The sequence below is a fragment of the Suttonella sp. R2A3 genome (assembly GCF_021513215.1).
Lineage (GTDB): Bacteria > Pseudomonadota > Gammaproteobacteria > Cardiobacteriales > Cardiobacteriaceae > JAHUUI01.
This window is the reverse complement of the sequence record NZ_CP090975.1, coordinates 1181459-1193528: the sequence shown is the minus strand read 5'-3', so window position 1 is coordinate 1193528 and position 12070 is coordinate 1181459. Positions and strand designations below refer to the sequence as shown.

The 12070-nt window shown below is 49.0% G+C and carries 13 protein-coding genes and 1 pseudogene; 10 read left to right on the top strand and 4 right to left on the bottom strand.

The window, feature by feature from the left end; genetic code table 11:
- Positions 1 to 13 precede the first annotated feature (13 nt).
- The 3 genes and pseudogenes from L0B52_RS05630 to L0B52_RS09700 form a co-directional block, all read right to left on the bottom strand.
- Positions 14 to 745: a phosphodiester glycosidase family protein gene (locus L0B52_RS05630; protein ID WP_235063762.1), complete on the bottom strand. Its 732-nt coding sequence runs from the start codon at positions 743 to 745 to the stop codon at positions 14 to 16.
- Positions 738 to 1196: an NfeD family protein gene (locus L0B52_RS05625; RefSeq protein WP_235063761.1), complete on the bottom strand. Its 459-nt coding sequence runs from the start codon at positions 1194 to 1196 to the stop codon at positions 738 to 740. The genes L0B52_RS05630 and L0B52_RS05625 overlap by 8 nt, the downstream gene beginning before the upstream one ends.
- Positions 1193 to 2115: pseudogene (locus L0B52_RS09700) on the bottom strand (SPFH domain-containing protein). Before L0B52_RS09700 ends, L0B52_RS05625 begins: the two are co-directional and overlap by 4 nt.
- Before the next feature lie 278 nt (positions 2116 to 2393).
- Here L0B52_RS09700 and L0B52_RS05610 point away from each other — a divergent pair.
- Positions 2394 to 2537 (top strand): entericidin A/B family lipoprotein, encoded by a 144-nt coding sequence (locus L0B52_RS05610; RefSeq protein ID WP_235063760.1) that lies wholly within the window; start codon positions 2394 to 2396, stop codon positions 2535 to 2537.
- A 96-nt stretch (positions 2538 to 2633) separates the two neighbouring features.
- Here L0B52_RS05610 and L0B52_RS05605 read toward each other — a convergent pair whose 3' ends face one another.
- On the bottom strand, positions 2634 to 3104 hold the full coding sequence (locus L0B52_RS05605) for a hypothetical protein (RefSeq protein WP_235063759.1): 471 nt from the start codon (positions 3102 to 3104) through the stop codon (positions 2634 to 2636).
- A 132-nt stretch (positions 3105 to 3236) separates the two neighbouring features.
- Here L0B52_RS05605 and glyQ point away from each other — a divergent pair, with 132 nt between their 5' ends.
- From glyQ to L0B52_RS05560, 9 genes are all read left to right on the top strand, one after another.
- On the top strand, positions 3237 to 4148 hold the full coding sequence (gene glyQ, locus L0B52_RS05600) for a glycine--tRNA ligase subunit alpha (protein ID WP_235063758.1): 912 nt from the start codon (positions 3237 to 3239) through the stop codon (positions 4146 to 4148).
- Entirely contained in the window at positions 4145 to 6016 is a 1872-nt protein-coding gene (gene glyS / locus L0B52_RS05595) for a glycine--tRNA ligase subunit beta (RefSeq protein ID WP_235063757.1), read from the top strand. The genes glyQ and glyS overlap by 4 nt, the downstream gene beginning before the upstream one ends.
- A complete protein-coding gene (locus L0B52_RS05590) occupies positions 5992 to 6213 on the top strand; it encodes a DALR anticodon-binding domain-containing protein (RefSeq protein WP_235063756.1) in 222 nt (73 codons plus the stop codon). The genes glyS and L0B52_RS05590 overlap by 25 nt, the downstream gene beginning before the upstream one ends.
- A 3-nt stretch (positions 6214 to 6216) precedes the next feature.
- A complete protein-coding gene (locus L0B52_RS05585; protein ID WP_235063755.1) occupies positions 6217 to 6951 on the top strand; it encodes a 1-acyl-sn-glycerol-3-phosphate acyltransferase in 735 nt (244 codons plus the stop codon).
- Entirely contained in the window at positions 6951 to 7691 is a 741-nt protein-coding gene (locus L0B52_RS05580) for a 1-acyl-sn-glycerol-3-phosphate acyltransferase (protein ID WP_235063754.1), read from the top strand. The genes L0B52_RS05585 and L0B52_RS05580 overlap by 1 nt, the downstream gene beginning before the upstream one ends.
- A gap of 105 nt (positions 7692 to 7796) precedes the next feature.
- On the top strand, positions 7797 to 9074 hold the full coding sequence (locus tag L0B52_RS05575; RefSeq protein WP_235063753.1) for a DUF2157 domain-containing protein: 1278 nt from the start codon (positions 7797 to 7799) through the stop codon (positions 9072 to 9074).
- On the top strand, positions 9071 to 9607 hold the full coding sequence (locus tag L0B52_RS05570; protein WP_235063752.1) for a GDYXXLXY domain-containing protein: 537 nt from the start codon (positions 9071 to 9073) through the stop codon (positions 9605 to 9607). Before L0B52_RS05575 ends, L0B52_RS05570 begins: the two co-directional genes overlap by 4 nt.
- Positions 9604 to 10482: a DMT family transporter gene (locus tag L0B52_RS05565; RefSeq protein WP_235063751.1), complete on the top strand. Its 879-nt coding sequence runs from the start codon at positions 9604 to 9606 to the stop codon at positions 10480 to 10482. Before L0B52_RS05570 ends, L0B52_RS05565 begins: the two co-directional genes overlap by 4 nt.
- Positions 10483 to 10698: 216 nt before the next feature.
- Positions 10699 to 12063, top strand: coding sequence for an NAD(P)/FAD-dependent oxidoreductase (locus tag L0B52_RS05560; RefSeq protein WP_235063750.1), 1365 nt, complete (start codon positions 10699 to 10701; stop codon positions 12061 to 12063).
- Positions 12064 to 12070: the final 7 nt, after the last annotated feature.

Here is a 12070-nt window from a genome sequence, read left to right as displayed (position 1 = left end):
GAATAATCCCGGGCTACGGTGATGAATGACTGACGGCAATCATACCGACAAAATCTTGCCAATGAAATAGACCACTTACCTCGGGAATGTACCAATCTGAGATCGCACCATCGAGGTATAAGGCCTGATAACAGCCCAGTTGCTTGAGCGCATCGGCAAGGCGGTAAAAGCTTGGCCATTCATCCTCGTAGCGCTCGGTCATGATGAAATATAAATCGCCGGAGCGTGTTGTGCAGACAGCGTTGCGTTTATAAGGGCTGGATAATCCTTTGATAAAGCGTGAATTAATTGCGCCATCTATGAGCAGCATTGGTCCGGCTTGTACGGCAAACTCGGCTTGTGGCTTTAAACGCTGATAAGCGGCGAGGGTGTTGATGTGTGCTTGATCATCAGCCAGCCAAAATACGCCATTAGGCTGGATGTGAAAATTGCCTTGGCCGCGGTTTGTGTTGATCTGTGATAGGGTTTTGCCTTCTTCGATCCATAAGCCGGCAGGGGTTTCATCAGCGCTAAAGATCGCTGCATTCATCAATAAATCGATGCTTCGCCCATCTTCGTCAAGCGCTTGATAGAGCTCACGTAGCGAGCGATACGCTTTACCGTTGCTGTTTTGCCAATGTAGCGACACATCAGCGGGCTCGGCGGTAAATACGCCATAACGCACGCCGTCAATCGTCTCATTACGATAGCTGTTAGCCAATACGTTAGCACTCAAGAGCGCCAGCAGTACAAGCAGTCTAGCCAACACGCGCTACCTTGAGGGTTAGGCTGTCTATATCTTTAATGACGACCTTTGTGCCGGCGGGTAATTCTTCATCGCATTGTACTGTCCATAAGCTATCATCGATTTGCAGGCGTCCATAGCCTTGATGGATCGGTGTTTGTAACACATATTGCCGGCCGATGAGATAGCGTCCACGGTTATTGAGTTTATCAGCGGTGCTATTGGGGCTACGTCGCCAATGACGGGCAAAAAACCACCAAAGCACCACACCCACTAACGACAAGACAGAAAACAATAACAACTGCATTTGCCAACTCATTTCGGGGAAGGCAAAGGTGATCGCCGCCATAATCAGCGCGGTGGTCGCCCAAATGAGGAAAAAGAACGATACCGTAAAGATTTCCATCAGCAAAAAGAGGCCGCAGAGAATTAACCAGTTCCAATAAATGGGGTCAATCAACAAGGCAATCATTTCTTTGTTCCTTTGTCGGCCGATTGTTTGAGCAATTCTGCCACACCACCTAGTGCACCGAGGATACCGTTAGATTCCATCGGTAAGAAGAAGGTTTTTTGGTTTTCGCTGGTGGCAAATTTGCCCAAAGCCTCAACATACTTTTGCGCGACAAAATAATTAACCGCGTTAATATCGCCATCAGCAATCGCTTGTGAGACCATCGAGGTGGCGCGCGCTTCGGCTTCAGCTAAACGCTCACGCGCCTCAGCATCAAGAAACGCTGAGGCTTTACGTCCTTCTGCTTCAAGAATCTCTGATTGTTTTTTACCTTCTGCGGCGAGAATTTCTGATTGACGCCGACCTTCTGCTTCAAGAATTTCCGCACGTTTTAAGCGCTCTGCCTTCATTTGTCGCGCCATCGCATCGGCGAGCTCAACCGGTGGGGTGATGTCTCTGATTTCCACACGGGTGACTTTAACCCCCAAGGGTTGGTTGCTGTGTCGATGGTTGAAAGCAGACGGACGTTGATTTCATCACGTTTTGATAACAAGTCATCCAGGCTCATTGAGCCCATCACCGTACGCAGGTTGGTCATGCTGAGGTTAAGGATGGAATATTCCAGTTCATCAACCGCATAAGCCGCTTTCGCCGCATCCATAATTTGAAAAAACACCACGCCATCGACGCTAACAATCGCATTATCGTAAGTGATGACTTCTTGGCGCGGTACATCGAGCACTCGCTCTTTCATATTCAGGCGATGACCAACGCGCTCATAAAACGGCACGATGATGTGAAAGCCTGGCCCTAAGGTACGGTTGTATTCACCAAAGCGCAGCACGGTATATTCCATACCCTGATTGACGATCTGTATCGCACGTTTAGCAAACCAAAACGCGAACACGATGGCAACAATAACAAAGACCGTAAAGCCCATATCGGCATCAATTCCAAATTCAGCAAGCATGGTGACTCCTTAGATGAGATGATGAAAGCAAGCTTGGCTAGATTATAGCGCATCCTTTTGCGCGAATATATGTAAATACAGCGATATCAAACACGTGTATTGACGCTTAATAGCAGTGATTGGTATCACTCTCTTCACCTGAGTAGCGGTTAAAAAAGATTGAACGATCATTAAAAACTGTGCCATAGTAATGTATCGGTTGTGTTTAAAGCGGCCGAGAGACTGGTTATTTTGATGAGGAGAAAGTTATGCGTCATTTAGTGGCCTTAATGGCATTGTTCGGCGTTTTTGCATTAGCCGGCTGCAACACCGTTAAAGGTGTGGGCGAAGATATGGAACAAGCAGGCTCAAAGATTTCTCAAACTGCAGAAGACACCAAGCAAAAAATGTAATAGTTTGGGGCTGTCCCAATAAGATATTCAGCCGGAAGTTTTTTACTTCCGGCTTTTTTTATGCCTTAGTTTATCCACTTGGGTTACTTACTCGGGCTACTCGCTCGGCTGACTATCTCCAGCTTGGCTGCTCGGGCGACTAAGTGCTAAAAAACCGCCCAAGGCGAGTAATAAGACCGAGGCGGCAATAATAATCGAGACTGGGAAGATTAAATTGCCCGCCATATCGAGCTGGCTGTATTTGATGATCATAATCAGGCCTTCCAGAACCAAGGCAATACACACGGTGCCGACAAATCGTGTGACGGTGCGGCGAATGTTTTGATAAATATTGCCTTCATCGCTTCCAGCATATTCTTTACCCACACCGACACCAAGTTCATACATCGCCAGCGCAATCACCAATGAATTGATGGCTTTAATGAGCAGGCCGATAAGCTCACCGGAATCATCACTCAGCGCTGAGAGCATAAAAGAATGCAAGGTGAGGCCGATCATTAGCAGCGAAATCAGGTGGAAAATAGCCGAGAAAATAAACGCGAGAACTTTGCGGTAGAGGTTATTCATTGGCGAATGGGTTTTTGTTTAGGCACGTCATCTTAGCAATATTGCGTTGTGCTGTAATGCTATTTTGGTAATAAACGCTTTAGCGATACAATACCCTCCTTTGGCTTAAGAATAAGATAAGGCACCCGATACATGGCAGAGGTACTGAATTTTCAGGATATGATTTTTACCTTGCAGCGATTTTGGTCGCAGCAAGGCTGTGTGGTGATGCAACCACTGGATATGGAAGTCGGCGCTGGTACATTCCATACAGCAACGTTTTTGCGTGCACTCGGCCCAGAGCCTTGGAATGCAGCGTATGTACAGCCTTCAAGACGTCCAACCGATGGGCGCTATGGCGAAAACCCGAACCGCTTGCAGCGCTATTATCAGTTTCAAGTGGTGATGAAGCCTTCGCCGCCGCGTTTTCAGGATTTATATTTGGCGTCGATGCGCGAAATTGGCATTGATCCGGCGGTTCACGACATGCGTTTTGTTGAAGATAACTGGGAATCGCCCACCCTTGGTGCTTGGGGTCTTGGCTGGGAAGTTTGGGTCAATGGCATGGAGATCTCACAATTTACCTATTTCCAGCAGGCCGGCGGTTTGGAATGTAAACCGGTGATGGGCGAGCTGACCTATGGTTTAGAGCGTATCGCGATGTATTTACAGAATGTTGAGAGTGTGTACGATCTTGTGTGGACCGAAACCCCACAAGGTACGGTTTATTACGGCGATGTCTATCAGCAAAATGAGCGCGAACAATCGACCTATAACTTTGAATATGCCGATGTGGATGCTTTATTTGCGCAGTTTGATGCTGCAGAAGCGATGGCGCTACGCCTAGCTGCTGATCAACTGCCACTACCCGCTTATGAACAGGCGCTTAAAGCCTCGCATGTGTTTAATTTACTCGACGCGCGACGCGCGATCTCGGTCACTGAGCGTCAACGCTATATTTTACGTGTGCGCACGATATCAAAAGCGGCCGCTGAGGCGTTCTATGCCAGCCGTGAAGCGTTAGGCTTTCCGTTATGCCGTGATCAGCAGGAGGGCGCACGATGAGTACGACCACCAATCTATTAATCGAAATCGGTATGGAAGAGCTGCCGACGCGTGCGGTCAATCAATTGGCCTCTGCCGGACAAAACCTCTGGAGAGAGCTGCTGTCTGAAGCGGGTATTCCGTGTGCGGAAGTTGAATCTTTTGCGACGCCACGCCGCCTGGCTTGGCGTTTGCGTGAAGTAGCGCTTAAGCAACCGGATCAGGATATTGAGCGTAAAGGGCCGGCAATGAAAGCGGCCAAAGACGCTGACGGACAGTGGACTAAGGCCGCAGAAGGGTTTGCGCGCTCTTGTGGGGTTGCGCCAGAAGACTTAAGCATTGTTGATACACCAAAAGGCCAATGGCTGATGTATTACGGGCGCGAAGAAGGTCAGGATTTGCAGGCGTTATTGCCTGAGATGTTTGCCGAAGTGATGAATAAACTGCCGATTGCTAAGCGCATGCGCTGGGGCAATTTTGATCAATCCTTTGTGCGCCCGGTACTAAGCTTGGTGGTGCTTGCTGATCAAGCCATATGGCCGATGAGCTTTTTCGGGGTGGACGCTGATCGCTATAGCTTAGGGCATCGCGTGCATCATCCAGAACCGGTGGCTATTGGTGAGGCGATGGGCTATGAAGCAACGCTTAATAAGGCATTTGTGATGGTTGATGCGCAGGCGCGCACCGAGCGGATTCGTGAGCAAGTGAGCGCTGCGGCAGCACAATTAAATGGCGAAGCGGTGATGCCGGAAGCGCTGTTAGAAGAAGTTGCGTCGTTGGTGGAATGGCCAGTGGCTGTGACCGGGCATTTCGAACCGTCATTTTTAGAAGTCCCGCAGGAAGTGTTAATCACCACCATGCAGGACAATCAGAAAACATTCGCCGTGGTGGATCAGAATGGCGCATTGCAGCCGCATTTTATTGCGGTGGCGAATATTGAATCGCTGGATCCGGAAGTGGTGCGTGAAGGGAACGAGAAAGTGATCCGTCCACGCTTTGCTGACGCAGCGTTTTTCTGGGAACAGGATTTGAAAAAACCGCTCGCCAGTCATCAAGAACAGTTGGCTAAGGTGGTTTATCAGGAACAGCTCGGCTCGTTGGCCGATAAATCAGCGCGTGTCGCTGAAATGGCAACCGCGTTGGCGCCTGTGTGTGATGCGGATGCCGGCAAGGCGAAAATGGCGGCGGTGCTGGCAAAATGCGATTTATTGAGCGAGATGGTGATGGAGTTCCCAGAGCTACAGGGCTTGATGGGGCGTTATTATGCTGAGCGCGATGGGCTAGACGCGGAAGTCGCCGCTGCGCTCGAAGAGCAGTATTTCCCATTGCAGGCTGGTGGCGCGTTGCCAGAAACGCGCGTTGGGTTAACCTTAGCGCTGGCGGAAAAATTTGATACCTTAATCGGCGGTTTTGCGATTGGTGCAAAACCCACCGGAAGTCGCGATCCTTATGCACTTCGCCGGATGGCGATTGGGGTGATTCGTTTGATTATTGAGGCGGATTTATCCTTGCCGCTTAATACGTGGTTGGCAAACAGTGCGGCAAGCTTCCCTGCAGCGCTCAATGCCGAAGCGCAAGTTAGTGAGGTACGAGAGTACATCATTGAGCGTTTACAAGGCTACTATCGCGAGCAAGGTGTTGCGGTTGAGGTATTCCAGGCTGTGCGTGCATTGGAATTGGACGATTTAGAAGATATCAATCAGCGCGTAAAAGCGCTTGCGCAGTTTGTCGATTCTGCTTCAGCGCCGAGTTTATTGGCGAGCGCGAAACGGATTCGCAATATTTTGAAAAAACAGGATATGGCGAAGCGTGATGTTGAGGTAGAGTACTTGCAAGAGCCTGCTGAACAAGCGCTTTATGACCAGTGGCAGCAGATTACCCCCCTTTAGCACAGGCGCTTGATCAAGAAAATTATCAAGCAGCTCTTGAGCGGCTTGGTGAATTAGCTGCGCCATTGGCCGCATTCTTCGATCAAGTGATGGTGGTTGCTGATGATCCTGCGTTGCGAGAAAATCGCCTCGCTTTGCTGGGTGCGCTGCAGGATGGCTTTGATCGCGTTGCCGATTTATCGTTGTTACCGGGGTAAACTATGTTGATGGGTGTACGCACAATCTTATTCAAAATCGCTTTTGTGTTGTCGATTATGCTTTGGGCGACGCTGATTATATTCATGATTGTGTTGCCGTTTCGTTGGCGGCATCGCCTGGCGACTGGCTGGGGCGATACTGTGATCTGGCTGGCGCGCTGGATTTGTGGCATCCGCTGGCAAATTCATGGTCGCGAGCATGTGCCGCAAGAAGCAGGGGTGATGGTGGTCAACCATCAGTCAACCTGGGAAACAGTGTTCACGCCGACGATGATTCGTGATCAGGTTTGGGTACTGAAAAAAGAGCTGATGTATGTACCGTTTTTTGGTTGGGGTATGGCGCTCCTGCGCCCAATAGCCATTGATCGCAGTAAGAAAAAAGCCGCGATGGAACAAGTGATTGACCAAGGACGGCAGCGCATTGGTATGGGTTTTTGGGTGGTGATGTTCCCTGAAGGGACACGCGCCAAAGCCGGAGAGCCGAAGCCTTATAAACACGGCGCGACGCGCTTGGCGGTCAATTTAGGTACCCATATTTTACCGATTGTGCATAACGCGGGGCAGTTTTGGCCTAAAAAAGGGCGTATGCACCCGGGCACAGTGCAAGTGATTATCGGTGAACCGATTCCCACGGTTGGCGAAGATATCGTCGCGTTGAGTGATCGTATTGAAGCGTGGTCGCATGAGACCATGCAGGCGCTTTATCAGCAAGAGTTAGCGCGCCGAGGCACACAATAATGTGGCGTCATCGCTTATTTGGCGTTGCCTTTGGGCTCAACGCGGTGTTCTGGGCGACGCTGATCCTGTTGATGTCGCCGCTGCCGTTTCGTTGGCGACATAAAGTGGGTTCGTATTGGGCTGATGGTGTGATTTGGCTGGCAAAAATTATTTGTGGGATTGATTGGCAGGTAATTGGACGCGAACATATTCCTGATCAGCCGTGTATTTTGCTGCTCAATCATCAATCGAATTGGGAAACATTTTTTACAACGCTCTTAAAGCGCGATCTGGTGTGGTTGCTGAAAAAAGAGATCACCGACATGCCTTATGTTGGTTGGGCAATACGGCTGATGAACCCGATTGCGATTGATCGAACACAAGGTCGCGTGGCGATGAAGATGTTGATGTGTGAGGGCGCTAAGCGCATAGCGAGCGGCTATTCATTAGTGATTTATCCTGAAGGGACACGTAGCGCTGTTGACGCGCCACAGCCGTTTAAAATGGGCGCAGGTCGCCTTGCTCATGAGCTAGGTGTGCCAGTGATACCGATTGCGCACAATGCCGGACAATTTTGGCCGGTTCGTGGGCAAACCCATAGCGGGGTGGTGCAGGTAGTGGTTGGTGAGGCGATTGATCCTCATGGACTGTCGCCAAAAGATATCAACGCCCAAGCAGAAGCGTGGATCAGTGTGCAACGTGACGCGCTGGTGGCTGCTGAAAAAGCACGTCGTGAAGCTTCTGATGCTTTGGCGTATTAAGTAAATATCTTCGTTTAAATATACATCTAGCGTTAATTTGGTGATAGATTAGGTAGTGTAAAGGCGTTATGCCAAGGATCTTCACTACCAGACTCAGGCACAGTAATGCAGCAAAAACCGCTTACCGCAAAAATCTATGATTGGCTCATCGAAGAAAGCCGCCTCTGGCAGCAAGAAGGGCTCATCAATACGGATCAATCACAGGCGATCACAGCTTCTTACTCTCGATACGATGCCAAACCTTGGATGGCTTGGGTGCTGGTGTTGCTTGCGGTTTTATTTATCGGTGGTGGGGTTATTTTACTATTGGCGCATAACTGGCAGGAGTTAGGACGCCTTGCTCGTGCATTGATTGCGCTATTGCCTTTGTTAGTCATGCAAGGGGTATGTTTCTTTCTTGCCTGGCGCGAGCGCTCACAAAGTTTGTTGGGGGAGGCCTGCGCGATTGCTTTGGCTGCAGCGCAGGGGGCGGCGATTGCGCTTATCGCGCAAACTTACCATGCTTATGGTGCGCTTTGGCAATATTTTTTGCTGTGGTTTTTGATGGCGTTCCCGAGTGCCTTGTTGTTACGCTCACGCGCATTGTTTGTTGCATCGATGGTGTTGCTGTGCGCGATTGGGGAAAGCGCACCATGGCTTTATGCGGTGCAAGACGACAGTCTTTGGGCGAATGTATGGAAAGCGCCGTCGCCTAGTGGCGAAATCATTTTAGTTGGGCTGATTGTTGGTCTCATTTATGCGTTTCGCTTTGCTGGTTTGGTCGAGCGTTGGGCGGTATTACTGGCAGTTATTTACACTTTGCTCATTCTGCATGTCGACACTAATGTTAAGTTCCTCGCGTTGATTTTTTTAGCTTATTACGGGCTGGGTGCTACCAACGATATTCGGGGTTGGCGTAATCCACTGCGTAGTATTGCGAGTGTGGGTATTGTGGTGTTGCTGCTATGGATTATGCTGTTTGAGGTTTTTAAGTATCAAGCATTCCCTGTCGGTTATGAATCTGTGGTTTTAGTGTCGGTGGTTTTATGGCTGTGGCGCAAGCAGCCGTCGGCATTAAAAAAGCCAACCACCTGGGTGATGTTGCTCACCCCCTGTTTGGTTATCGTCTTGCCGTTAATCGTTGATTTTGGTGCACCTGAATGGGTGTATTTTGTACTCGCTCAGGCTTGGGTGCTCTTTAGTGGGCTACTGTTAACCTATAGCGGACTTCAAGAAGAGCGCTTACTGAAAACTAATACCGGTTTATTTTTACTGTTAGTACTGCTCTTAAATATATTCTTTGATAGCGGTTGGATGCTGCTCGCGCGTGGGCTCGGCTTGATTGTTGCTGGGGTTTTATTGTTGCTGATTAATGTTTGGCTGCTGCGTCGGAGGAAGGTATGAAGCGTATACTTTACGGCGTACTGTTACTTGTGTTTTTCGCGCAAACGCTCTATTTGGCCAATCGTATCATCCAGTCAGAACGTACCCTTGAAAACGGCAACGTGTATCGCTTCCAAACTGTGCCGGTTGATCCGTATGACGCGTTTCGCGGGCGTTATGTCAGATTGCACTTCGCTCTGGAAAATACCGCACATCCGCTTGATTCGGCTTCATGTTTCGGATGGTCAAGTGAGCGGATGCGTTGGGCTAGCTTGGTTCGCGATGAGCACAATGTGGCGCAAATTGGCGGGCTTTATAAAGAAAAACCGGCACAAGGTGATGCTATTCAGGTCAAATTAATCAGCTGTGTTGAAGATGATAAGGGACAGATTAATCTGACTTTTGATAAATTCTACGCTAATGAACTACTTGCACCAGAAATAGAACAGCGGTTTCGTGAACATGCAGAAGAAAGTTATCTTCATTTGCGTGTACGGGGTCGTTATGCTGTCCCGGAAAAACTGGAAATTGCTGAAGGTGGCGCTGGCGCGTGAGCTGGATTGTCCTTACCTTTTGTGCTGCATTTGCTCAGGCGTGGCGTAATGCCTGGCAAAAAACGCTAAGTCACAGTGTTGATGCGCTGGGTGTGACCTTAGCGCGGTTTTTGTTTGCTGCACCTTTGGCCGCACTTTATCTATTCGCGATGCAATGCTATTACAGCTTGGGTTTGCCGCAGATCTCACACACTTTTATAGTCATGGTCGTTTTGGCAGCACTCAGTCAAATAGTGGCTACCGCTTTGATGGTTCTATTATTTCAGCGACAAAATTATGCGATAGGCGTTGGACTGGCAAAGAGTGAAGCGATTCTTGCCGCATTATTGGCGGTGATCTTTTTGCATGAATCGTTCAGCTTTGGTGCGTGGTTAGGCGTAGCACTCGGCGGGCTGGCTGTATTTTTACTCAGTGGTGTTCGTGCGCGGCGCCTACCAGATAAACGTACACTGGTCATTGGATTGGCGTGTGGTTTGAGTTTCGCGTGCACGTCATTATTGGTACGCGAAGCTTCACAGCAATTGCCAACGCTACCGTATCTGCTGCGTGCGGCATGGGTGTTGTGCAGTGTGCTATGGATTCAAATACTTGGATTACTGTTGTGGCTTGGCTGGCGGCAACCACAAACGCTTAGCACGATGCGCCAACATAAAAAAACGGTGTTGGCGATCAGTGTCGCGGGTTTTTGTGCTTCAGTAGGCTGGTTTAGCGCCATGAGTATGCAGTCTGTAGCGCTGGTGAAAACCTTAGGACAAGTAGAAGTATGGTTTACCCTGCTTATTTCTGCGCGCTTGTTTCGTGAATCGCTGAGTTATGCCGATCGTTGGGGATTAGCGCTGATTGTGGCTGGTGCTGTATTGGTTATTTGGGGTTGATTGACCATTTGACTGGTGAAAAAGAAACGGTGGCGTGTTTTTTAGGATTAAGTGAGAACAACGTGGTTTTTGTTTTATCATAATAAAACCGATAGATACAGAAAAATAAAACTGGCTAATCATTGATAGTCAAGCTATAATTTATGTCATATCAAAAAAATATCATAATACTTCTCGATACATTTCAGCGAATAACATTTAATGAGAGGAGCGAACATGGGTCAGAAAAAACGATTACTAGGTGACCTAGATGGTGTGCAATTTGCACGTTCTTTGAATCGTCGCGGGTTTATTGGCTTGAGTGGTGCTTTAGGTGCTGGCGCATTATTGGCAACGTCGCTCTCGGCGCAAGCTGTACCCAAAATCAAGAGTAAAGCAAAAATTGTCATTGCTGGCGCTGGTGCGGCGGGGTTGGCCGCCGCTTCGCGTTTGAGCGATCGCTTAGATGGTGCAGAGATTATTTTGGTTGATGGGCGTAAGGCACATTTTTATCAACCGGGCTTTACGCTGGTTGCTGGTGGGATCAAATCGGCAGACTATCCGGTGTCAACGACGGCAGAGTATGTTCCGCGTAGTGCGACTTGGATTGAGGAATATGTTAGCGAGTTTGATCCTGAGAGCAACAGTATCACCACCGCTTCCGGACAAAAAATCAGCTATGATTATTTGTTGGTGACTACCGGATTGATGCTTAACTACGCTGGCATTGAAGGGATGGATGAGCAGCTAATCGGGAAAGATGGTCTGGGCAGTATCTATCATAGTCCGCAGGCGGCCGCGGCAACGTGGCAGTTGCTTGACCGTTTTGCCGATAGCGGTGGCGATGGGGTGTTTTTACGTCCAGCGACTGAGATGAAATGTGCTGGTGCGCCATTGAAATATACCTTTATCACTGATGATCATCTGCGTCGACGTGATAATCGCAGTAAAGCGAAACTAACGTACAACGCACACAGTGGCAACCTATTTTCTGTGCCGATTGTTCATGAAAAGCTACGGATGTTATTTGAGAATCGTGGCATCGAGACCCATTATAACCGTGTGCTTAGCGCGATTGATCCCGGTAAGCGCATCGCTACTTTTACCAGCGTAGAAGAGGGCTCGGTTGAGTTGCCGTATGATTTCATTAATGTTGTTCCCCCTATGCGTGCGCCAGAAGCTATCCGTAACAGTCCACTGCCTTGGCAAGATGGAAAATGGGCGAGTGATGGCTGGTTGGAAGTGAGTAAAGACAATCTGCGTCATGCGCGTTACCAAAATGTGTTTGCAATTGGTGATATCGCTGGGGTGCCTAAAGGTAAAACGGCTGCGAGTGTGAAATGGCAAACGCCGGTGGTGGTCGATCATTTGGTGGCAGAGATTGCCGGTAAAGAAAGTGAGATGGTTTATAACGGCTACACCTCTTGTCCATTGATTACCCGTTTGGGGCGGGCGATGCTGATTGAATTTGACTATCGCAACAACCTTGTTCCGTCTTTCCCTGGCGTTATCGCACCACTTGAAGAGCTTTGGGCTACCTGGGTTATTAAAACGGTTGCCTTAAAGCCGACCTATATTAGTATGTTGCGCGGCAGCGCATAAGGAGTGG

Excerpts from the sequence above, each read along its gene's own strand:
- L0B52_RS05625 (WP_235063761.1), bottom strand. The coding sequence starts at position 1,196 with ATGATTGCCTTGTTGATTGACCCCATTTATTGGAACTGGTTAATTCTC.
- L0B52_RS05610 (WP_235063760.1), top strand. The coding sequence starts at position 2,394 with ATGCGTCATTTAGTGGCCTTAATGGCATTGTTCGGCGTTTTTGCATTA.
- L0B52_RS05605 (WP_235063759.1), bottom strand. The coding sequence starts at position 3,104 with ATGAATAACCTCTACCGCAAAGTTCTCGCGTTTATTTTCTCGGCTATT.
- glyQ (WP_235063758.1), top strand. The coding sequence starts at position 3,237 with ATGGCAGAGGTACTGAATTTTCAGGATATGATTTTTACCTTGCAGCGA.
- glyS (WP_235063757.1), top strand. The coding sequence starts at position 4,145 with ATGAGTACGACCACCAATCTATTAATCGAAATCGGTATGGAAGAGCTG.
- L0B52_RS05585 (WP_235063755.1), top strand. The coding sequence starts at position 6,217 with ATGTTGATGGGTGTACGCACAATCTTATTCAAAATCGCTTTTGTGTTG.
- L0B52_RS05580 (WP_235063754.1), top strand. The coding sequence starts at position 6,951 with ATGTGGCGTCATCGCTTATTTGGCGTTGCCTTTGGGCTCAACGCGGTG.
- L0B52_RS05575 (WP_235063753.1), top strand. The coding sequence starts at position 7,797 with ATGCAGCAAAAACCGCTTACCGCAAAAATCTATGATTGGCTCATCGAA.
- L0B52_RS05570 (WP_235063752.1), top strand. The coding sequence starts at position 9,071 with ATGAAGCGTATACTTTACGGCGTACTGTTACTTGTGTTTTTCGCGCAA.
- L0B52_RS05560 (WP_235063750.1), top strand. The coding sequence starts at position 10,699 with ATGGGTCAGAAAAAACGATTACTAGGTGACCTAGATGGTGTGCAATTT.